Origin of the sequence: Spirulina sp. CCY15215, assembly GCF_016888125.1 — a bacterium.
Classification (GTDB): Bacteria; Cyanobacteriota; Cyanobacteriia; order Cyanobacteriales; family Spirulinaceae; genus CCY15215.
Genome location: NZ_JACSWA010000329.1, coordinates 1 through 21,284, shown reverse-complemented (window position 1 = coordinate 21,284; position 21,284 = coordinate 1). Strand labels below are relative to the sequence as shown.

The following is a 21,284-nucleotide window of genomic DNA, read 5'->3' as shown; positions in this document are numbered from 1 at the left end:
ATATATAAATGTAGTGTCATTCTACATTTGATTATATAATGGTAAATTCCAGAACAATATAGTTAATCGCTTAAAATTCTCTTGAATCGCTTAGGACATTTGTATGACATCCAGAACAATTGGAAAATTAATTTACTCACTACGCAAAGGAGATTTGTTACTTCCAAATTTTCAACGTCCTTTTGTTTGGGATCCTGAGAGATGGCAATCTCTCATGGCTTCAATTTTATTAGAATATCCTGTTGGACAGGCTCTCATTGGTACAGAAGCACATAGCCATTTAATGTCTGTTAGAAAACCTTTATCGATTCCTGAACAAGATTTGCGTAAAATTTTCATGGAGAAAGCAGATCTAAGTGTACAGGATATTAAACATCTTGAAGTCACACAATATTTACAAAAAGGAGAGCGCTATTTCTGTGACTATTTGCTAGATGGTCAACAACGGTTAACTGCTTTAGATTTAATGTTAGGAAGTGCATATCATTTTTCTGGCAATGAACTTAGCAGAAAGTATAGATTGAGATGGTTTTTAAATCTAACAAAATTGGGATTACAAGAGCTGCAATGGATTAATATTCGAGAAACGCAACATGAAGAAGCCTGTGAGATAATCTGCTTTGTAAAATACAAAAAAACAGACAACAAAAGTCCATATTTTTTGAAAAACAAAGACTCTGTTTTAGCGGATTTTTGCATGGTTAAAAAGTTGCAAGAGGAAGCTGGACTTGAAGAAGGAATATATTTGCCTTTGGATAAATTATACAGTGATGAAGATCCTAATTTTAATTCTCTTCAATACGATCCTAATTTTTTGATAGATTTTTTTGAAGAAAGACAAAAAATTATTATCCTGAACCATACTAATGAAGGAAAAATTCTGAAAGAAAATCAATCTCTTCTGAATGAAGAAGAATATGAGCAAAGATATAAAAAATTGAAAATAAAGTTTTTAGTTTGGCAAACTAGCCTGCAAACTATGTTAGAAAACATTATAAAATTTGAATTTCCTGTTCTAGAAGTTACTTCTAAAGAGTTCAATCGTTTAGCAGGAATTTTTTCTGTTATTAATATGGGAGGTATTGAACTATCTACATTTGATTTGCTAGTTGCAAAGACAACAACATCAGAATCAAGTCTTAGAGATATAATGAAATCATTGTGTTTGGAAACCTTTCAAGAATTTAATAATTCAGCAGCTTTGATTCCAGAACCCGCAAAAAGTAATGATGAAAATAATTTTTGGAGTCTTGGAACTTTTCTTGGAGAAAAAAATGCAGAAGATGTGGATGCAGGAATCGAATTTCCAGAGTCTATTGCTCGTCCCTTTGCTCAGACTATTGTACTTCATGCAAAATTAGCAAAAGTTTTGGGTCCGGATTGGTCATGTCGAGACAATCTACTAGCTCAATGTAAAACGTCTAATGATTCAGAGTGGCTCGTAAATCCAACTTTTCAAGAAATAGCTCGTTCTATTTTAAGATTAGACGATTGGGGATATTCTGATAAATTAATCTTAGGTTTATCACGACAAGAAGTTCAATCAGTTCAAGAACAAGCAGCAAAACAAATTCTTCGTGCATATTTTTTGATGAAATCAAGACTTGGTTTTGTGAGGCTATCACACTTTCCATATCGTCAAATGGATCTTGTTCTTGCAACTATTTTGACTGATTCTGTATGGACACAATTAAATATAGATCCTACAGGTACTCTAATGCAAAAAATTCAATGGTGGTATTGGGGGTCTATATTTGGTGGAGCGTATCAAAAAGCATATTCGTCTATAGATAAGCGTGTTTTAGCTGATATTCCACGACTATTAGCATATCTTTATAAGCCTACAATCAAATGGGAGCAAGTTTCCAATCTCTATGATGGAACATCCCAATGTTCTTGGAATGGGTCTGAATTAGAAGAGCCTCATTTTAAAGAATCCTTAATACTTGGTGCAGACGGTAAATCAGGCAATCGTTTTGAAATGATTTGTAATGCTTCAGGCTATTCGACAAAGGAAGTTCTTACAAAATCACCAAACAGGTCTATTGGATTTGCGATTTTGGCTTTTATGATCCGTAAGGGTTTATCGGATTTTAAATTTAGTAGTAAGAAAAATACGGATTTTAAACGAGGCAAAAAGCTACATACTGGTCGCAAAGATTTACAAGCCGATCATATATTTGCAATAAATTCTTGGAAGAAATTTACTGGCGAAAAAGTAGATCGAAATGACGATCACCCTATTAATTCACCTTTAAACTATTCATGGAGTTCTGCCGATGCAAATCGCCATTGGTCAGATCATCCATCTTTTATGAAATTAGAGCTTAAATTTGCGTTAAATGGAGATCGGGAAAGTATAGATTTTTTAAATGAACATTTATTGGACTTAGAAGCTGTGAAAAATGAATATACAAATATTGTGTTAAAATCAGAGGAAGATCAAAAAGAAAACGCCAAAGAAGTTTTTCAATTTTTAATTGAGAATCGCTTTAATAATCTGAGACAAAGAATATTCGCTGAAAACCCTGAAGTATAAATTTTAAAAAGGAACTTAATGATGCAATCTAATCAGTTACAATTGCTAGGAGACAAAAACTCTGAACGTAGTATAAATCAATTGACAGAAGACATAAAATTCATCACGCAAGAAATTCAAGAATTATATTGTCTGGATGCAATCCCTTGGGTTATTGGGGTTTCTTGGGGAAAAGATAGCACTACAATACTTCAACTAATTTGGAATGCAATTTCAGAGCTACCTATAGCAAAACGTACTAAGAAAATCTATGTCATTACTACAGATACATTGGTTGAAAATCCAATAGTTTCTACATGGGTTCGCCAATCTCTTAAAACACTAAAGACAGCAGCACATGAACAAAATATGCCTTTTGAAACCCATTTACTATATCCTGAGCTTAAAGATAGGTATTGGGTGAATTTAATTGGTAAAGGCTATCCTGCACCAAGAGTTCGTTTTAGATGGTGTACAGAGCGACTCAAAATCAATCCAGCAAATCGTTTTATTCGTAATGCCGTTCGTGAAAATGGAGAGGTTATTTTAGTGTTGGGAATGCGTAAGGCAGAAAGTATAAAACGTTCTGCTGTTATGAAAAAACATGAAAAAGGAAGAATTCGAGATCGATTAAGTCCACGATCTAGTTTAATTAATTCATTAGTCTATACTCCTATAGAGGATTGGCGAGATGATGAAGTTTGGCTTTATTTAATGCAATGGAAAAATCCTTGGGGTCATAGCAATAAAGATTTATTTTCTATGTATCGAGGTGCAACAGCCGATAATGAATGTCCTCTAGTTGTTGATACGTCAACTCCAAGTTGTGGGAGTTCCCGTTTTGGTTGTTGGGTTTGCACTTTGGTATCTCGTGATGATTCTTTATCTGCAATGATCCAAAATGATGAAGAAAAAGAGTGGTTACAACCTCTTTTAGATATTCGTAATGAATTAGATATAAAAAACGATCGCGCAAAAAGAGACTATCGCCGCATTTATGGTAAGGTTGAATTATTTGAGCGCAACCAAAAAGGTAAACTTTCCGTTGACACTATTCCCGGACCTTATACTAAAAAATGGCGAGAATACTGGTTACGAAAGGTCTTAGAAGCACAAACCCAAATTCGCCAAACAGCACCCCAAGAAATGCGAGATATTACCCTAATTACTCCCGAAGAATTGAGCGAAATTCGGCGTATCTGGCTCGAGGACAAACATGAATTTGATGATAGCTTACCCCGAATATACCAAGAAGTGACCGGAGAACCCTTCCACGATCGCAATAAAACCCCCGAAACCGAAACTAGCCTCCTTGGAGCCGACGAATGGGGTATCCTAGAAGAACTGTGCGACGAAGATGAAATGCACTTTGAACTTACTACCCGACTCATCGATATTGAACGCCAATATTACACTAAATCCCGTCGTAGCGGCATCCTCAGCGACCTTGAAAAATGCTTTGATACCAGTTCGCGATCGCGGGAAGAAGCCATTCAAAACGCTTACCACCAAAGGGATATCAAAGAAGCGATCGCCAATGCCGACGTAAAGAAACTTCAAAAACTCACTCAATCTCCAGAACCACAAGAACAAAAATGGTCAGACTTTAAATTTCCCAATAAATCTAACATTGATAACTGACATGAACTTACCTCTCTTTTTAGTTGCCGCCGCCGCCCTCGTTGTCACCCCTGGACCCGATATGCTCTATGTTATCGCCCGCAGTACCGGACAAGGGCAAAAAAGCGGTATTGTCTCAGCTTTTGGTGTCTCTGCTGGCATTCTCATTCATATCTTTACTGCCGCGATCGGCCTCTCCAGTCTCCTTATGACCTCCGCGATCGCCTACAACGCTGTCAAATATGTGGGAGCAGCCTATCTTATCTATCTAGGTATTCTCACTCTCACTGAAAAAAGCAGAAAAAGCACTCTTAAAAATACCCTCAAAGCCAACCTTAAAACCACCTTTTTTCAAGGCTTTCTCTCCAACGTCCTCAACCCCAAAGTTGCCCTCTTTTTTCTCGCTTTTCTCCCCCAATTCATCAACAGCGATCGCGGCAATATCAGCCTCCAGATCGTCACCCTTGGGGCAATTTTCATCCTCATGTCCACCCTTTGGCTCATTCTCACTGCCCTGATCGCCAGCACAGCCAGCACTTGGCTACAAAGGCGATCGCAGTTTCAACGCTGGTTAACCGGCTCCATTTTCATCGGTTTGGGTGCCCGTCTCGCTATACCAGAAGCCCGCTAAATTGAATTCTTCTCAAACCATGAGTAATACTGATGAATTAGATATAACCGTTGCGATTCCCACCTATAACGGTGCAACGCGCTTACCCGCAGTTCTCGATCGCCTCAAAAAACAGATCGAGGTGGAAAATATTGCTTGGGAAGTTTTAGTTGTTGACAATAACAGTACAGATAACCTGAAAGAAGTCGTACAAAGCTATGAAAATATAGGGTTTAATAATCTACCCATTCGCTACTGTTTAGAAACACAACAAGGAGCCGCTTTTGCGCGAATTAAAGCCATTAAAGAAGCTCGAGGAAGATTAGTGGGTTTTCTCGATGATGATACCCTTCCTGCTTTAAATTGGCTCAAATCTGCCTATCTTTTTGGCTGCGAACATCCCCAAGCGGGGGCTTATGGCAGTCAAATTCACGGTAATTATGAGGTTGAACCCCCAGAAAATTTTCATCGTATTGCCAGCTTTTTTGCCATTACCGAACGCGGAAATCAAGCGCATATTTATCACCCACAAATGAAAATGTTACCTCCTTCTGCGGGTTTAGTAGTTCGACGCAAAGCATGGCTAGAAAATGTCCCCGATCGCCCTTTTTTAAGCGGTCGTTCTGGTCAATCTATTCTCAATAGTGAAGACCTCGAAGCAATTCTCTATATTCAAAATGCAAACTGGGAAATTTGGTATAATCCTGACATGGAAATCGAACATCAAATTCCCCGCGATCGCCTAACCAAAGACTATTTAATTTTCTTAATGAAAAGTACCGGATTAGCCAGACATCATATTCGGATGTTACGTTATAAACCTTGGCAAAAACTCGTCTTTTTTCCGTTAGGATGGGGCAATGATATTCGCAAAGCCTTAACTTATTTTATCACAAATCGTCAGGTTTTAGATAAAGATATTGTTGCTGCTTGTGAAATGGAATTTCTTCGCAGTAGTATTATTAGTCCTTTTTATCTTTGGCGACAATCTCTCCAGAAGAAAACTTAATATCGATCGTTAATTACCCATTACCAAATAAAAGCATCCAAAGCGGTAATGTTACCAGTAAAGAGAGAGAACCGATCGCGATCGAACTGACGGCAATTTCCCGATCTAAATCGTAGGTTTCCGCAACCACTAGCGTTGCAAAAGCTGGAGGCATAGCAACTTGTAAAACCAGAACGAGTTGTAAACTGTCGGAAACACCTCCTAGTCCTAATATAAAGCCAAAAAGAAGGGGAACACAGAGCATTTTTACAATTAAACCTGCCGAAACCGATCGCCATTTTTGCCATGCTTTGAGTTGGCTTAAACGCATTCCAATTAAGATTAAAGAGAGGCCAATAATACACCAACCTACTCGCACTAAAGTCATTTCTACAGGTGGAGAAAGTGCAATTTGACGAAACCATAAACTAAAAGCAAATGCCCACCAAATCGGTTTCGCGATCGCAGACAAAAGCAAGTCTTTAAAGGTTGTTTTAACGCGATGTTCGCTAAAAAAACCAGCAAAGATTCCCCCCAAACCATAGGCACCTAATGTTGTCCCAAAAAGGTCGTAAAATATCGCCCAAGCAAAATATTTTTCCCCGGTTAATGCGAGTATAATTGGATAACCGAGATAACCTGTATTACCAAACATAGAAGCAAAAATAAAACTTCCTTGGGTTCCTAGATTCCAGTCAGGAGTTTTCAAGTAAATCCAGCCTCGTGCTAAAATTGCACCAGATATAATTGCCAGCCAAGCTAACAAGGGAGAAAGCCAAATTCCTCCCGATAAATCTGCACCACGTAAGAAGATTATCATACTCAAAGGAACACCAATCCAAAACAAGAAAACACCGATCGCTTTTGGCACTTTTGGCGGTAATATTTTCCCTAAAATCCAACCCACTAATACACCACTAACCAGTTTCAGGTAAAGACCCAACAATAAAGACATATTATCAATTACTCAAGACTATTTACCAGGAACTTTGTTCGCAATGAAGTAGGCGATCGAGAATTGCGATCGCCGTTTCATTATCACTTTCTCGCACTTTTTTTTCTTGAGCAATATTGAGTAATTCCATGCGTAAGCGCATTAAATATGCTATAGTTATTTTGTCATTGTCGCGTAAAGATTGAGGAACGCGGCGGATATTTTTACGATAAGATTGTTGGAGATTAAAATTAAAACGTTGGGAAATTGTCTGAATTACATAGGCTTGTTCTGGACGTGCTGTTATGAGAGTATTTTCAATAGTTTGGCTTAAAACTTGCGATTGTTCCTTCGTTGTCATCTGTTCCTGTAGCCATGTTTCTAGGGTAGAAATAGGCATATCCATTGTTTGCATATCCACCTTAGAAAAGGCGTGGGCTTCATTATAAGAAACGATCCCATCTTGATTATAATCCGCAGAAGGAACCGGTTCTCCTGTGCGCGATCGCCCGCTTAAACCGGCAAAGAAACTAGAACTATAATCTTTATAATCCGACTCATCTACCTCTGGAGTACAACCCACAGATGGACGAGTCCGAATAGTGGCAAAAAAACCGCATCGGGTTTGAGGAGAAAGGGGTTTAGTGCGATCGCCGTCTTGATAGATAAAATCAGCAAAAGACCCTGCAAAACATTGTGCCATAACCGTCGTTACCGGAGTATTAACTGGGAGGCGATCGAGTTGCTGAGAAAAGTTTTTTAAGGTGAGATTATATCCTCCCCAAAGGAGAATTTCATCGGGAAGACCGTGACCTGTAAAATAAAAGAAAAGTGGCTGTTTATTAGCGCGATCGCCTTCTTGCTGCATCCAGTATTGAAAATTACCTAATGTTGAAGCCCCGCGTAAATGAGGAATCTGAGGAACTTTAAACTGTTGTTGTCCTTGTTCATCAATATAACGTACTGTTGCTTCACCACTATTCCCATTCGCAAAAAAGATATTTGCTTCAGATACATTCTGTCCTAATTCTTGCAAAGTACGTTGAAAATAGAGGGCATTTTTCTCGAGGGCAATTTCATTATTGCGCGGCGATCCACCCCCCGCAAATGTCAAAAAATTAGTGGGAAGATTACACTCAGTTGTAGACGAATCAAACATCGAAATGAGAGAATCATCTGAGGCAATACTCGCACAACTACATCCCCCCGCGATCGCCACAACGGTTAAAGCCAAAAATCGAATGAGAAGAGAGGATTTTTTCATGCGCTATACTAAGAGTTTCTATCGCTTATTTGTTCCTTCATGCCAACTATAAACCCCTCCCATCTCTTGAAAGCAACTTCCCTCAGTATAGGACTTTTGAGCGGTCATGCACTGGTTAGCGAGTCAGCGAGAGGCGAACTTCCTCCCATTGTAACCACTTCCGTCGCAAATTTATCAACAAGTACCACAATAGATATTACCGCGATCGCGCCAACGGTAACAAATATGAGTTTTCCCGAAACCGAAGTGACCATTACAGGATTAGAAGAGAGAGGCGATCGCGAGTTAATTTCACAGCAGAATCAGACCACAATTCCCACCGCAGAAAATTTAGATTTAGACCCACAAATTATCGAAGAAAGTCCCGTTTTACAGCGTTGGTTAGAAGAAATTCCCGACGTTTTAGAAGAGATTCGTAACGATCCCGTTTTTCGTTCTCGAATTCGCTTGGGGTATTCTCACTTTCCTTCTACAAATCATCAAGGAGGCTGGAATATTGGCATAGAAGATGTGTTTTTAGGGGAAACAAATTTAACCGTCAGTGGAGAATATCAGGGGACTTTTGAAGGCGATCGCGAAACATGGGGAGGAGATTTTCGTTATTATATTCTACCTTTAGGCACTGCTTTTAATATTGCTCCCATTTTTGGTTATCGCAACATTACTACCGATAATTTTCAGACCGATGGCCTTAATATCGGCATTAAAGCAATTCTAGCATCAAGTCGAGGTGCGGGAGATATTTCTTTATCGCAAACTTTTGTTTCTCCCGGTAGCAGTGAAGAAGTGGGAATTACAACCTTCTCAATTGGCTATGCACTAACACCTCAATTGCGTCTTTCTACTGACCTACAAAAGCAAAATTCTCGAGCAGAAAAAGATAGTCGCGTGGGAATTAGTTTAGAATTCCTGTTGTAAGGATCGGGTTATACTCGTCATTTTGAGTATGACAGACCACTAGCGATCGCGATCGCCATTCTCAGGGTTTACGACTTTAGGGGTGAGAAGAATAGCTTGACGGCTGTTAATCATCAGAACAGAATAATTGCGATCGCTCAATTCCTGCAATAATAAAGTTGCTTCTTCTCGATCCTGAGTCTGTCCGATCAGAAGATAAGGACGAGAAAAATAAGACACTAACCCAATATCTCCCCCGATAAATTGTTGTAATTGAACAGCAATTTCTGGATTACTAAAATAATCGACAATTACCGCATATCCTTCTCCTAAAGGACGAGGGTTATATTGTGTGGAAGGTGTGGGGAGTGTGAGGGATGTGGGGGGTGGAAGGGATGTGGGGGGTGGAAGGGGTGTGAGGGGTGGAAGGGATGTGGGGAGTGTGAGGGGTGTGGGGAGTGTGAGGGGTGTGAGGGATGGGGGGGGTGCGGGGAGTCTGGGGTTGGGGGGTTGGGGAATAGCAGAAGTATCGTTAGGAAGACGAGCAATTGAGATTTGAAGCCCTAAAATTTCGTTAATGTAGCGTCCCCATTTATTTGCAACACTCACATCCTCAAAACCACCGACTCGACTGGCTACATTACCTCGGTATTGACAAATATCAATTTTTGTGTTAACAGGTAAGCCTCGACGGAGTAATTCTCGTGCATCTGGAGTGGGTGTTGACACCAGTACAAGTAATTCCCCAGCTTCGGGAGGCTTGCAGGAAGGAAGGGATATTTGTGCAATACCACGATCGCCCTTCCCCCACCAACCTAGGGTTAGTAAGAGAAAAGAGGCGATCGCGAGAGAATTATGTTTGACCATGAATTTAGTCGATTATCGGTCAGCCCTTTTCACACTGCCGTTTCTAGAGAAGCAAGAGGATCGGGAATGGTTGCCGAAGGAGCTTGAAATTCGCCCTTCAAAACATATTCTAAACGCAATTTGAGCCAAGTCGTAAATTTGGGGTCGGTAGAAATCACCGCAACACAAGATGGAGGACACTTGGCTTTAACAGCAGCCATTTCTGGAGTCTCCAAAAAAGCAGGCTGTTTAACCAGCCAAAAATCAATCTCTTTTTCATGCTCTTTATAGTACCGGGTTCGTTCTTTGAGAACTTCCGCAAAAGGTTCTTCCTCGAGTAAAAAACGCTGACTGGCTAAAATGTAGGAGTAGGTTTGCATGATTGTTTGTAATGGGCGATCGCTGTTGGACAATTATCGATTATCAACGAACAATTATCAACAATTGAGGGGGGCAAATTTACAAGGGAAGAAATTTAGATATAGTGGTAACGCGGTCTAAAAGCCGCAAAAATTATTAAAGTAGAAGAGTGCCTCATTGGATAACAAAAGATAAAGTCCCTATCGGAAGGAAATAGCAAGCGATCGCATGAGGCAAAATAATCAACAAGCAGCGATCGCCAGATCGAGAAGGCGATCGCCACACCATAACAAAACAGTCAAAATCCACAGATGCTCTTAACCCAGCCTAAAATTGAAAATACAGGTTCGCAATATTTGCAGCCCCTCTCAGAAGTCGCAGGGGAAACTTCCCCCAATCAGATTCTCGCGCCCCTAACTGCTCGTGTCAACCATCGCGACCATTTAGAGGTCGGGGGTTGCGATGTGACAGAATTACTCGCGCAATTTGGTTCCCCCCTTTATATCCTAGACGAACAAACCCTAAGAACCTCCTGCCGTCAATATCGTGACTCATTTCTCCGTCATTATCCAGGAGAATCTCAAGTTATTTACGCTTCTAAAGCCTGGAGTTGCTTGGCGGTTTGTGCCGTCATTGCCAGCGAAGGTATCGGGTTTGACGTGGTTTCCGGGGGCGAATTACAGACAACTCTACAGGCAGGAGTTAGCGCCGATCGCATCTATTTCCACGGTAATAATAAATCCCAAGCCGAGTTACAATTTGCCTATGATACGGGCTGTACGGTTATGGTGGATAATTGGTTAGAGTTGGAGATGCTGTCTGCGATCGCCACTCCCCAAGCCCCCATTCCTATCATGGTACGACTGACCCCTGGTATTGAATGCCACACCCATGAATACATCCGCACAGGACATCTCGATAGTAAATTCGGCTTCGATCCCCATCAATTAGCCCAGGTGTTTGCTTGGATTCGCGATCGCCCCCAATTAAAGTTTATCGGGTTGCACGCCCATATCGGCTCGCAAATCTTTGAACGTCAGCCCCACCAAGATTTAGGGGGAGTCATGGTAGAATGGCTGCAAAGCGCGATCGCCTCGGGTTTACAAGTGGAATCCTTAAATATTGGCGGCGGTTTGGGGATTTGCTACACTGAAGCCGATGATCCCCCCAGTATCGATGAATGGGTGGGTGCAGCCTGTCGCGCCGTCGTTAAAGCCTGCGAAACTCACAATTTACCCTTACCTAAATTAATGAGCGAACCGGGGCGATCGCTCATTGGTTCTGCTTGTGTAACGGCTTATACTGTGGGCAGTCGCAAAGAGATTCCCGGATTGCGAACTTATGTTGCTGTGGATGGAGGAATGTCCGACAATCCTCGCCCCATCACTTATCAATCTCTCTATCAACCCATTTTAGCCAATCGAATGTCTGCTCCTTTAAGCGAAACCGTTACAGTAGCGGGGAAACATTGCGAGTCTGGAGATGTGCTGATTAAAGACACGCAACTCCCGAAAACTCAAACCGGAGATGTGTTAGTGGTTTTGGGAACCGGAGCGTACAATTATAGCATGGCCTCCAACTATAATCGCATTCCTCGTCCCGCCGCCGCGATCGTTAACGAGGGAGAAGCCAACCTCATTTTGGAACGGGAAACTTATGCGGATTTAATCCGTCAAGACCGATTGCCCGATCGCCTGCGCGATCGTTAGATATATTTATAAGAGAGTATCGCGATACTCTCTTATAAATCCCAAATCAAAAACTTCTGTTTCCAAATCACTCAACTCTTATTACATATTAATTATCAATGGGTTTTTTTATTGACCCGAACGCGATCCCGCCTTGGTTGCTCGAAAGTATTGATATTGGTCTTGTCCTCCTGCTGACCTATTTGGTTCTCTTGGCGATCGGAGAACGGCGAACCCTCTGGATGGTCAGAGGGTTGATCGTACTCATGTTAGCAGCCGTTGTGAGTGAAAAATTAAAACTACACCATTTAAGTTTTGTTTTGGAGCGATTAGTTCTAGGATCGGCGGTGGCAATGGCCGTCGTTTTTCAATCAGAATTTCGCCAATTTCTCGAACGACTAGGGCGCGGCGATATTTTGCGGGTTTTTAAAACATCTCGCCGTTTTATTCCCGATCAGGAAAGCACAATTGATAGAATTGTTGATGCTATTAAAGAACTCTCTCAGAATCGCACGGGAGCGCTGATTATTATGGAAACAGGAGAGCCTATTGACGAGCGCTTTTTTTCAGTTTTAGGAGTCCCTTTAGATGCGGAAGTATCCAAGGAAATTCTGCAAACGATTTTTCAAACCACTACACTTTTGCATGATGGGGCGGTACAAATTCGCGGTTCTCGTATCGTTGCGGCCTCGATTATTTTACCCCTCTCAGAACGGGTCGCATCGCGCCAGTTAGGGACCCGCCATCGAGCAGCAATGGGCATTACAGAACGAGTCGATAATTGTTTATGTCTTGTTGTTTCAGAGGAAACGGGATCGATTTCTTTGGCTGAAGGAAGAAGTTTAAATCGTCCTTTAACAAGCACTAAATTAAAAGAGTTATTAGAGCAGAAGTTCTCAACTTCTGTAGAACGGGATGCAACACCTAATATTAGGCGCTTGAGCCGCAAGTTAAGTTCTCAAGGACGGGAATTTTTTCAACGCTTGTTTGGGAGTTGGGAATAAATATAGCGTCTCCCTTAATAGGCGATCGCGCAACCATCTCCCCGAGGATCTGATGCAGCCACAAATACATCTTCTTGCCGCAATATTCCCTGACCCTGACCAAAATTAGTTCTATTGTTAGTCACCGCAATTTGATGTCCTTTGCGCTCCAATTCTTCCGCAACTTCCGACGGCACCCCCGACTCTAACATCACGTGATTGTCCCGCAAAAAGCGCCATCTCGGTGCATCTAAAGCGGTTTGAGGATTCATACCATAGTCCACCAGATTCGTCACCATTTGCACGTGACCTTGAGGCTGCATTTGCGCCCCCATGACCCCAAAAGCCCCCAAGGGTTTGCCCTCTTGGGTCAAAAAACCGGGAATAATCGTATGAAACGGACGCTTGCGAGGTCCGACTCGGTTGGGATGATCTTCCTGTAGAGTAAAGCCACTGGCTCGGTTATGTAAGGCAATTCCTGTATCCGGTACCAGCAACCCGCTACCAAACCCATCATAATTGGATTGAATTAAAGATACCATTAAATCCCCATCCGCCGCACAAAGGTAAACGGTACCTCCTTGAGGAAATCCTGGTTTGGCACAAATTGAAGCGCGATCGCCGATTTCCGCTCTCCTTTGGGCAGCATACTCCTTCGATAGTAAGGCTTCGATGGGCATTTCCATAAAATGGCGATCGGCAACATGGCGATGGATATCTGCAAAAGCCAATTTCATCGCTTCAATTTGCAAATGATAGCTTTCGGCGGAATCTCGAGGGAAGCGCCCCAACTCAAACCCCTCTAAAATATTTAAAGCCATTAACGCCCCCAAACCTTGGGTATTGGGGGGCATTTCCCACACCGTAACATCGCGATAATCGGTTTGAATGGGATCGACCCACTCTGCTTCGTGAGCGATTAAGTCCCCTAAATTAATCAATCCTCCCGTATCCGCCGCAAAATGGGCGATTTGTTCGGCCATTTCCCCCCGGTAAAATTTTTCATCCCCGTGTTTGGCAATACTTCTCAAGGTATAGCCGTGGGAATCACTTTGCCATGTTTCTCCTGCTTTTGGGGCGCGGTTGTTGCGAAAGAAAACATTTTTAAAAGCGCGGTATTCTGGGGCAGTTAAGGGCAGATATTTGCGTTCTGCTTGCTGCCAAGCCAAAGCCGTTCGAGGAGAGACGGGGTATCCTTCCTCAGCATAGCGCACGGCGGGTTCAAATAAATGCTCAAAAGAGAGTCTTCCCCAGCGCTGCCAGAGTTTTTGCCATCCCGACACGGCACCTGGAATTGTCACGGTTAACCAGCCTAGATTTGGTACCTCCGTCATCTCCCCAAAGCGATCGGGGGTCAGTCGCAGGGGGCTTTTACCCGAGGCGTTGAGGCCGTGGAGTTTTCCATCCCAAACCAAAGCAAATAGATCGCCGCCAATGCCATTGGATGTGGGTTCCACCACCGTTAAGGCGATCGCCATTGCTACGGCAGCATCTACGGCATTTCCTCCGGCCAGTAACATTTCTACCCCGGCCAAACTAGCAAGGGGTTGACTGGTGGCGACAGCCCCTCGTTTACCCATCATGACCGTTCTAGAGGAAGGATAGGGATAGGAGGTCAAGTTGGCATCTTGCATAATGTTTCTGGAAGGAGGGCTATGGTCAATTATCAATTATCAATTAGCAATTATCAATGGGAAATAGATAACTTTAAAATTCTCTTTTATTATCTCCCATTATTTCCTTCCTTCAAGTAATTTGCGGAAGGCGGCAACCTCCGATCGCTTTCCCATGACCAAAAGGCGATCGCGGCTTTCGAGAATTGTTTCCTCGCTGGGATAATATACCGTCTCACTGGCTTTTTGTAGAACCAAAATCGTAACTCCGGTTAATTTCTTTACGTTAACATCTGCGAGGGTCAAATCGTGGAGGGGGGAAGCCTCGGGAATGCTTAACCATTCATTATGCAGGCTGCTGGCAACTTTATTCACATCCTGACGCAATGCCGTGGCACTTCGTTGGGGTCGAATGCTGTTGTAGCGATCGCTGCGGATATCTTGGATCGCGGACTGAATTTCGATATCTCCTTGGCCGAGGGCGGCGAGGATGTGAGAACCAATTTCTAAACCTGCTTCAAATTCCGGTTGAACGACTTCTTGTGCGCCCATTTGAGTGAGCATATCAATTTCTCCGTCTCGATGCGATCGCGCTACGATGTCCAAATGTGGGGCAATTTCTAGGGCGTGTTTGACCAATAGGCGGGTACTGGCGGGATCGGGAAGGGCGATCGCCAAAGCTACAGCATCTTCTAAACAGGCTCCCTCTAATATCCATTTAGAATCCCCATCCCCAAAAATATAGGGAATATCTTCTTGTTTTAAGCGTTGAATGGCGGCTTCGCTATTTTCGATCGCCAGTACCGGATAGCCGCGATCGCGCAAAATCTTGACAATCACTCGTCCAACCCGACCATATCCCGCGACGACAACATGACCGGAAATTCTCTTCGGTTTTGCAAAGGCTTTCCGTCCTTTCAATTTCCGTAAATAATATTTAATTAAAGGAATTGTTAAGAGTTTATCCGCTAAACGAGGTGCGAATTTCATGCCGATAGGTGTTAAGACTAAAGTAATCGCAGTTGTTCCCAAAAGTAACAGATATTGTCTTTCACTTAAAAAGCCCAGTTTCAGACCTGTTAAGGCTAAAACAAAAGAAAATTCGCCAATTTGATTTAAGCCAAAACTAGCAATAATTGCCGTTTTAAATGAATAGTTAAAGCCAATAATAATCGGAAAAATAATTAAGGCTTTACCAATCATAACAAAGGCCACCATCCCCAAAATAACGCCAACATTATCCAGTAGGATTTGGGGTTGAATTAACATCCCAATCGAGGCAAAAAATAAACTGGCAAAAGTATCCCGCAAAGGAACAATTCGAGTTAAGGCTTGCTCAGAATGTTCGATTTCTGCCACCATTAAGCCAGCAACAAATGCACCCATTTCAATAGAAAGTCCTAATGCAGCAGTAATGAGGGCAACCCCCAAACATAAGGTAATGACAGACAGTAAAAAAAGTTCGCTGTTTTCCGTTTCCGCTACTTTTTTGATCACAGGAGGAACGATCCAGTAGCCCGAAATAAAAGCAGCCGTAAAAAAGAGAACTGCTTTGAGGAGAGAGAAAAAGAGAGAAGGGACTAAACTTTCTGGATTATTTAAAGCGGGTAAAATTGCTAACATTACCCCCAAGGCCAAATCTTGAGCAATTAAAATTGCTAACATAACTTGACCGTGTTGGGTGTTAATTTCACCTCGTTCTGTTAGGGTTTTGAGAACGACGGCGGTAGACGATAAAGAAAGAATAGCACCCAAGAAAATGCCTTGGGGGATTCCTTGCACGAAACCCAATATTGTTGTGGTTAGGGTGACAAGAATGATGGTAAAACCGATTTGTAATAAACTGCCTTGAATGGCAATTTCTTTAACCCGTTTGAGTTCTGCTAAGGAAAATTCTACTCCCAATGTAAACAGCAGAAAAGCAACGCCAATTTCTGCCAAAGATTTGATTTCATTGAGTTCTTTCAGCAGTCCTAACCCAAAGGGTCCGATCAGAAATCCACTAAAAAGATAGCCTAACAAAACAGGTTGTCTTAAGCGATTGGCCAGATAGCCGCCGATCGCAGAAGCGCATAAAACTGCCGTTAAGTCAAGAATAAATTTATGCTCTGCGATCGCTTCAAGAGTCATGTTTTTAGGAGTAGGAAAAGAACAAATAATTTACCCAAAACCGAAGCGAAACACGCCCACTTACCGTATCCTCTAAAGACCGTCGGCGGGCATTATTCGCTATCAACTCTCAACTCTCAACTCTCACCTATCAACTATCAACTATCAACTCTCAACTCTCACCTATCAACTATCAACTATCAACTATCTTCTTCCTTGTTGCCAGCGCGCGATCGCCTTTTGAGCATCGTTATAACTGGAAGTTCCTTCGGGGATTAATTTTGCCGAGACGATCGCCTGTTGATAGCTACCTCGGGCGGCGCGAGAATTAGCAATTAAATAAATCTGCCGACTCCAACTCTCAGTTAAGTTCCTCGCTTGTAAATATCCCGGTTGACCCTGCGGAACTTTTTTCAGTTCGTTAATGGCTTTATTGTAAGAAGAGGCTTGATTGGTGCGAACCATGCGCCGAGCCGAACGAATGATCCTGTTATTAACGGTTTGTTGTTTTCCTTGTTCTGTCCAGAGAGTAACGCTTTTTTGAGCCTCAGCATAGGTGGGAGCTTGTTCGGGGGGGACTAACTTCGCCGCCGCGATCGCCGTGGAGAAATTCCCCTTCGCCGCACGTCCTCGAGCAATATCCAAAATTACCTCACTCCAGCGAGAAATATCCGCTTGAGCCTCTGCATAGAGGGGCGCACCGGGTTGAATTTTTTGCGCTTCCTCAATACCGCGACTAAAACCCGAGGCTTGATTGGTTTGAATATAAGTTCTCGCCCGCGCTAAAATCGAACGGCTGCCCTCGGTGGTTAAAGGAGGTGGCGGTTCTGTTGCTGCATTTGTTTCGGGCGTATTTGGCGGAGTAGAATTTTGTGGCTCCGCAGTAGCAGCATTTTGAGTCGCGGTGGAAACGGGACTTTCTGCTGTTGTTACGGGGGATGGTAGCGCAGTGGGATCGGGATCGGCGATCGCCGGAGCAGAAGAGGGATCTGGTGGTGGCGTTTCGGCGATTTCCTCCCGAGGTCGTCCGAACCAAAATAACGCCAACAGAGCGAGAAGAATTGCTCCCGCACCCATCAAAATTGATAAATTTTTTGGTCTTCCCGGTTTTTTTGCTGCCTCGGCTGCAGGAATTTGGGGCATATTTTCAGGATGGGTATCTTGGAAAACTTCCCCATTATCATTATTCCCTTCTGAGGCAGTTTTCAACGGCGGTAAATCGGGCAAACTGGGAACTTTTGCCGTTTCTAACTCCATTTCCGAGGCCAGAGCATTCTCCTCCGTGGCGATCGCTTCTTCTCGTGCTGTTTCCTCACCCGTGATAATGGGAGCGATCGCCGTTGCCGCTTGTGCCGTCCCACCTGTGGGTAACAAAGCCTGCTCTGCCAATTCAATCGAAGGAATGACAATTAAGGGGTGTTGAATGGGTCGCCAGTGGTGTTCACTCAATTCTGGGAGGCGATCGTAAAGATAGCCACTGAGATCGTGGAGAACAATATCTTGTCCGAAGTAACGCAAGGCTTCTAAAAGAGCCGCCGAGAAGATGCCATGACCCAAGGCAACGGCCTCGTGGGAGGATTCCTCCAATTGACTCGAAAGGATGAGGGAAATGCCCATTTCTGGGGCAAATTGAGCAATTTCCGAGCCAACCGGTTCCCCGGCAATCACCCCAGGAGAACGGTTAATATCTAATAAAGCGAGAATTTGGTCAAACCCTTTTTGTTTCAGATGTTCAAAGAGTTCTCGCGCCGGAATTCCCGTATTCGGAATATCGGCGGGGTTGCCGTCAATGGGCATTAGATAGTCTACCCCTTGCCAACTTACGCCATAACCGCTAAAGAAAAACCATAATAGAGAAGTAGATTGTTTCTCTAGCCAGGCATCGAGCCAATAAAAAATATTTTCTTTGCTGGGCTGTGTGGACTTACCCCCCAGCCAAGCCGAACTATCCGTCATGAGTAATGCTTGTTCGGCGGGAAGCCCTGTTTCTTCCAGCAAAAGGTGCTGAATAGCCTGAGCGTCGTCTTGAGCGTAACTCAGGGGTTGAATGAATTGGTAGCGATCGATCCCGATTGCGATGGAGGTATAGTCTGCCATTTGCCCTACTTTCTGGTTTTGTAGATTTTAACCTCTGAGGAAGCTAGATTATATTCTAGGTTGAGAACTATCCCTAATGCTCTTTAACTTCATATAAAACAATGAAAATGCGATCGCCTTCTCTAGGCAAAATTGTTTTAACTCTCGGCATTTCTTTCAGTTTGGGGGGGAGTATCGGTCTGGGAAGTAGCGCGATCGCGCCTCAAAGTGCTTTGGCCTATACCGATATGACTACGATTGAATTATATCGTCTGGCAGGAGAATCTTTTCCTGTCCTCTTGCGTCGGGCGGAAATTGTGGCTCGGGCTGCGGCTCAACGTAGTTTCGATCGCGATATCCTGGTTACTTCTGTTGCTATTGATGTAGTGGGCAAACATAATGGCGAGATCGCCCCGCTTCTTCGCTTGCAAATTAATCGTCAAACATGGCAGAGCCAACCAGATCCCCAACTTTGGGCGACTTATTTCCCCAATACTCCTTTTCTTTTGGGTATAGAACAATAAGCAATTATCGCTAATTTTTGAGCATAGATTCTCTGGGCGATCGCTTTGACGAACCAGTATAATTTCTCTGAGAAAGAATAATTTTCACTATGGCACACAGTCCCCTATTTAGCTTATTTTCCCGCGCCCTGCGGTCTGCAACCTCTACCCATCGCCACAAAATGCCCGTAGATGAGTTGCCAGAACTTCGCAAAACTCGGCGATCGCGCTAATGCAACGGGTTATTGCAAAATTTACGAAGGCGATTATCCCCAAAATTTGGGATAATCGCCTTCGTTCACGCTTTTTTCCCCGACTATGGCATTATTTGGAGTGCAGATGCTACATTCGGCCAAGAAAAATACAATTATTTCAAGTTCCTCAACATCCAGCAAGCGCAAGAGAAAAAGGAATCTTGTTTCGGCACGATCGCATAAATTGTCCTCTGGATGGAGAAAACATTGAACATATTTAAGTCTACTTCTTCAAATATATCTTCTCAATTTGACATTATCATTGTGGGTTCGGGAGCCGCAGGACTCTATGCTGCTCTTTGTTTACCAGAATCCTATCGTGTCTTGCTCGTGACTAAAGGTAAACTAGGAACGGGTTCGAGTAAATGGGCGCAAGGGGGCATTGCCGCCGCGATCGCCCCCGATGATTCTCCCCAACTACATCTAGAAGATACTTTAAATGCTGGGGCGGAACTGTGCGATCGCGCGGCTGTAGAATTTTTGGTGGAAAATGCTCCCTCGGCGATCGCTTCTCTTTTGCAACTGGGAGTCATCTTCGATCGCAAAAACAACAAACTGGCAACTACTCTAGAAGCTGCTCATTCTCGTTCCCGCGTGCTGCACTCCCAAGATACCACCGGACGGGCGATCGTGGATATTCTCACCGCGAGGGTTTTAGAACGTGCCAATATTCACATTTTATCCCCAGCTTTTGTCCTGAATTTGTGGCTGGACTCTCAAGGCGATCGCTGTCAAGGAATAAGCCTTCTCCACAACAGTCAAATTCTTTGGTTGAAGGCTAATGCTGTTATTTTAGCCACTGGTGGCGGCGGTCAAATTTTCGCCAAAACCACCAACCCTACCGTCAGTACCGGGGATGGCGTGGCTCTTGCTTGGCGTGCTGGTGCGATCGTGCGGGATTTAGAATTTATACAGTTTCATCCTACAGCCCTCAGCCAACCGGGAGCCCCTCATTTTCTCATTAGTGAAGCAGTTCGAGGAGAAGGGGCGCATTTGGTGGATAGTGAAGGCAGACGTTTTGCCTTTGACTACCATCCCCGAGGAGAGTTAGCCCCGCGAGATGTGGTCAGTCGGGCGATTTTTAATCATTTAGAGAAAACCGCCCCCGATCCGGCAACCGCCTGCGTTTTCTTGGATTTAGGGGCGATCGCTCCGGAAAAAATTCGCTATCGTTTCCCCAATATCATTCAAACCTGCCAGCAATGGGGGGTCGATGTTTTCGCGCAGCCCATTCCCGTTGCTCCTGCGGCTCACTATTGGATGGGAGGAGTTGTGGTGGATTTAATGAATGCCACATCTCTACCGGGTTTATATGCCATTGGCGAAAACGCTAGCACGGGAGTACATGGTGCTAATCGCTTGGCCAGCAATTCTTTGTTGGAATGTATTGTTTTTGCGGCACAATTGCAAAAGCTAGAAATCAAGCCCGTTAGCGATCGCCAACTGGAGTCTTTTAAGGTATTTCAGGGAAATTGGCAAGGCGAAATCGCTGAAATCGAAGCGATTCGGGAAAAATTATTGCCTGCTTTGATGTGGCACAGTGCGGGGATTTGTCGATCGCAATTGGTGTTAGAAGAAGCGATCGCTCAAGTAGATTTTTGGCGCTCTCAGTTAGTAAATTTAGAGGTGGGTCAATATCTCTTTAATTTATCTCCTAGAAATAACATTCAGTTTGAATCCGAGGCTGCTGAGAAACAATTAAAGTTTGTCGCAGAAACGATGAATTTATTAGATATTGGCTCTTTAATTCTCAAAAGTGCCGCATTTCGATCCGAAAGTCGAGGAGGGCATTATCGCACCGATCATCCCAATAGGTCGGATGCTTGGCAAGGTCATACTTTAATTAAGGGGGATGGGATCGAGATGTCCACAATCGAAAATTCTTGATTGTTTCTTGGTATTGGAGTTTGTGATATTGCCGATCGGGTGCATCTCAAAGTTGCAAATTTACAACATTGCTCCGAATAATTAGAGCTAGGGAGCGAGACGCTCCCACTACAATAAACCATAATGGGGGTAGT

General features: G+C 43.4%; 19 protein-coding genes. 11 read left to right on the top strand and 8 right to left on the bottom strand.

The window, feature by feature from the left end:
• The first annotated feature begins 103 nt into the window (after nt 1–103).
• Genes JUI58_RS06535 through hpsE form a run of 4 tightly spaced genes read left to right on the top strand, consistent with a single transcriptional unit; the run spans nt 104 to nt 5,757 of the window.
• On the top strand, nt 104–2,539 hold the full coding sequence (locus JUI58_RS06535; protein ID WP_204102953.1) for a DUF262 domain-containing protein: 2,436 nt from the start codon (nt 104–106) through the stop codon (nt 2,537–2,539).
• A 21-nt stretch (nt 2,540–2,560) separates the two neighbouring features.
• Nucleotides 2,561–4,159, top strand: coding sequence for a DNA phosphorothioation system sulfurtransferase DndC (gene dndC / locus JUI58_RS06530; RefSeq protein WP_348539849.1), 1,599 nt, complete (start codon nt 2,561–2,563; stop codon nt 4,157–4,159).
• A 1-nt stretch (nt 4,160) separates the two neighbouring features.
• Nucleotides 4,161–4,769, top strand: a complete 609-nt coding sequence (locus JUI58_RS06525; RefSeq protein WP_204102951.1) for a LysE family translocator — start codon at nt 4,161–4,163, stop codon at nt 4,767–4,769.
• 19 nt (nt 4,770–4,788) lie between these two features.
• Nucleotides 4,789–5,757, top strand: coding sequence for a hormogonium polysaccharide biosynthesis glycosyltransferase HpsE (hpsE, locus tag JUI58_RS06520; protein WP_204102950.1), 969 nt, complete (start codon nt 4,789–4,791; stop codon nt 5,755–5,757).
• 13 nt (nt 5,758–5,770) lie between these two features.
• On the opposite strand, the gene JUI58_RS06515 is transcribed toward hpsE, so the two are convergent.
• Together JUI58_RS06515 and JUI58_RS06510 are read right to left on the bottom strand one after the other, a co-directional pair.
• Nucleotides 5,771–6,691 (bottom strand): AEC family transporter, encoded by a 921-nt coding sequence (locus tag JUI58_RS06515; RefSeq protein WP_204102949.1) that lies wholly within the window; start codon nt 6,689–6,691, stop codon nt 5,771–5,773.
• Between the two features lie 22 nt (nt 6,692–6,713).
• Nucleotides 6,714–7,934 carry a Caspase domain-containing protein gene (locus JUI58_RS06510; RefSeq protein WP_204102948.1) on the bottom strand — a complete coding sequence of 407 codons (1,221 nt, stop codon included), beginning with the start codon at nt 7,932–7,934 and terminating at the stop codon, nt 6,714–6,716.
• A 66-nt stretch (nt 7,935–8,000) separates the two neighbouring features.
• Between JUI58_RS06510 and JUI58_RS06505 the strand changes: the two genes are divergently transcribed.
• Nucleotides 8,001–8,852, top strand: coding sequence for a hypothetical protein (locus JUI58_RS06505; RefSeq protein ID WP_204102947.1), 852 nt, complete (start codon nt 8,001–8,003; stop codon nt 8,850–8,852).
• 39 nt (nt 8,853–8,891) lie between these two features.
• Here the strand turns inward: JUI58_RS06505 and JUI58_RS06500 are convergent, their stop codons facing one another.
• From JUI58_RS06500 to JUI58_RS26940, 3 genes are all read right to left on the bottom strand, one after another.
• Complete coding sequence (locus tag JUI58_RS06500; RefSeq protein ID WP_204102946.1) at nt 8,892–9,698, bottom strand: hypothetical protein; 807 nt, start codon at nt 9,696–9,698, stop codon at nt 8,892–8,894.
• Nucleotides 9,699–9,727: 29 nt separating this feature from the next.
• Nucleotides 9,728–10,057, bottom strand: coding sequence for an MgPME-cyclase complex family protein (locus JUI58_RS06495; RefSeq protein WP_204102945.1), 330 nt, complete (start codon nt 10,055–10,057; stop codon nt 9,728–9,730).
• 154 nt (nt 10,058–10,211) lie between these two features.
• Complete coding sequence (locus JUI58_RS26940; RefSeq protein ID WP_275414320.1) at nt 10,212–10,346, bottom strand: hypothetical protein; 135 nt, start codon at nt 10,344–10,346, stop codon at nt 10,212–10,214.
• Nucleotides 10,347–10,348: 2 nt separating this feature from the next.
• Here JUI58_RS26940 and lysA point away from each other — a divergent pair, with 2 nt between their 5' ends.
• Both lysA and cdaA read left to right on the top strand, forming a co-directional pair.
• Nucleotides 10,349–11,746 carry a diaminopimelate decarboxylase gene (gene lysA, locus JUI58_RS06490; protein ID WP_204102944.1) on the top strand — a complete coding sequence of 466 codons (1,398 nt, stop codon included), beginning with the start codon at nt 10,349–10,351 and terminating at the stop codon, nt 11,744–11,746.
• A gap of 98 nt (nt 11,747–11,844) precedes the next feature.
• Complete coding sequence (cdaA, locus tag JUI58_RS06485) at nt 11,845–12,729, top strand: diadenylate cyclase CdaA (protein ID WP_204102943.1); 885 nt, start codon at nt 11,845–11,847, stop codon at nt 12,727–12,729.
• A 14-nt stretch (nt 12,730–12,743) separates the two neighbouring features.
• Here the strand turns inward: cdaA and ggt are convergent, their stop codons facing one another.
• From ggt to JUI58_RS06470, 3 genes are all read right to left on the bottom strand, one after another.
• Entirely contained in the window at nt 12,744–14,342 is a 1,599-nt protein-coding gene (gene ggt / locus JUI58_RS06480; RefSeq protein ID WP_239121312.1) for a gamma-glutamyltransferase, read from the bottom strand.
• Nucleotides 14,343–14,441: 99 nt separating this feature from the next.
• A complete protein-coding gene (locus JUI58_RS06475) occupies nt 14,442–16,451 on the bottom strand; it encodes a cation:proton antiporter (protein ID WP_204102942.1) in 2,010 nt (669 codons plus the stop codon).
• Between the two features lie 183 nt (nt 16,452–16,634).
• Entirely contained in the window at nt 16,635–18,527 is a 1,893-nt protein-coding gene (locus JUI58_RS06470) for a caspase family protein (RefSeq protein WP_204102941.1), read from the bottom strand.
• 101 nt (nt 18,528–18,628) lie between these two features.
• Here JUI58_RS06470 and JUI58_RS06465 point away from each other — a divergent pair, with 101 nt between their 5' ends.
• The 4 genes from JUI58_RS06465 (at nt 18,629) to nadB (ending at nt 21,150) form a co-directional block, all read left to right on the top strand.
• Nucleotides 18,629–19,030: a hypothetical protein gene (locus tag JUI58_RS06465; protein WP_204102940.1), complete on the top strand. Its 402-nt coding sequence runs from the start codon at nt 18,629–18,631 to the stop codon at nt 19,028–19,030.
• An 89-nt stretch (nt 19,031–19,119) separates the two neighbouring features.
• A complete protein-coding gene (locus tag JUI58_RS26935; protein WP_275414318.1) occupies nt 19,120–19,242 on the top strand; it encodes a hypothetical protein in 123 nt (40 codons plus the stop codon).
• A 12-nt stretch (nt 19,243–19,254) separates the two neighbouring features.
• Entirely contained in the window at nt 19,255–19,446 is a 192-nt protein-coding gene (locus JUI58_RS06460) for a hypothetical protein (RefSeq protein ID WP_204102939.1), read from the top strand.
• 12 nt (nt 19,447–19,458) lie between these two features.
• A complete protein-coding gene (gene nadB / locus JUI58_RS06455; RefSeq protein WP_204102938.1) occupies nt 19,459–21,150 on the top strand; it encodes an L-aspartate oxidase in 1,692 nt (563 codons plus the stop codon).
• The last annotated feature ends 134 nt before the right edge of the window (nt 21,151–21,284 follow it).

Bases quoted from the DNA above. Each gene is read 5' to 3' on its own strand.
- JUI58_RS06535 (WP_204102953.1), top strand. From the start codon at position 104: ATGACATCCAGAACAATTGGAAAATTAATTTACTCACTACGCAAAGGA.
- dndC (WP_348539849.1), top strand. From the start codon at position 2,561: ATGCAATCTAATCAGTTACAATTGCTAGGAGACAAAAACTCTGAACGT.
- JUI58_RS06525 (WP_204102951.1), top strand. From the start codon at position 4,161: ATGAACTTACCTCTCTTTTTAGTTGCCGCCGCCGCCCTCGTTGTCACC.
- hpsE (WP_204102950.1), top strand. From the start codon at position 4,789: ATGAGTAATACTGATGAATTAGATATAACCGTTGCGATTCCCACCTAT.
- JUI58_RS06515 (WP_204102949.1), bottom strand. From the start codon at position 6,691: ATGTCTTTATTGTTGGGTCTTTACCTGAAACTGGTTAGTGGTGTATTA.
- JUI58_RS06510 (WP_204102948.1), bottom strand. From the start codon at position 7,934: ATGAAAAAATCCTCTCTTCTCATTCGATTTTTGGCTTTAACCGTTGTG.
- JUI58_RS06500 (WP_204102946.1), bottom strand. From the start codon at position 9,698: ATGGTCAAACATAATTCTCTCGCGATCGCCTCTTTTCTCTTACTAACC.
- JUI58_RS06495 (WP_204102945.1), bottom strand. From the start codon at position 10,057: ATGCAAACCTACTCCTACATTTTAGCCAGTCAGCGTTTTTTACTCGAG.
- lysA (WP_204102944.1), top strand. From the start codon at position 10,349: ATGCTCTTAACCCAGCCTAAAATTGAAAATACAGGTTCGCAATATTTG.
- cdaA (WP_204102943.1), top strand. From the start codon at position 11,845: ATGGGTTTTTTTATTGACCCGAACGCGATCCCGCCTTGGTTGCTCGAA.
- ggt (WP_239121312.1), bottom strand. From the start codon at position 14,342: ATGCAAGATGCCAACTTGACCTCCTATCCCTATCCTTCCTCTAGAACG.
- JUI58_RS06475 (WP_204102942.1), bottom strand. From the start codon at position 16,451: ATGACTCTTGAAGCGATCGCAGAGCATAAATTTATTCTTGACTTAACG.
- JUI58_RS06470 (WP_204102941.1), bottom strand. From the start codon at position 18,527: ATGGCAGACTATACCTCCATCGCAATCGGGATCGATCGCTACCAATTC.
- JUI58_RS06465 (WP_204102940.1), top strand. From the start codon at position 18,629: ATGAAAATGCGATCGCCTTCTCTAGGCAAAATTGTTTTAACTCTCGGC.
- JUI58_RS26935 (WP_275414318.1), top strand. From the start codon at position 19,120: ATGGCACACAGTCCCCTATTTAGCTTATTTTCCCGCGCCCTGCGGTCT.
- nadB (WP_204102938.1), top strand. From the start codon at position 19,459: ATGGAGAAAACATTGAACATATTTAAGTCTACTTCTTCAAATATATCT.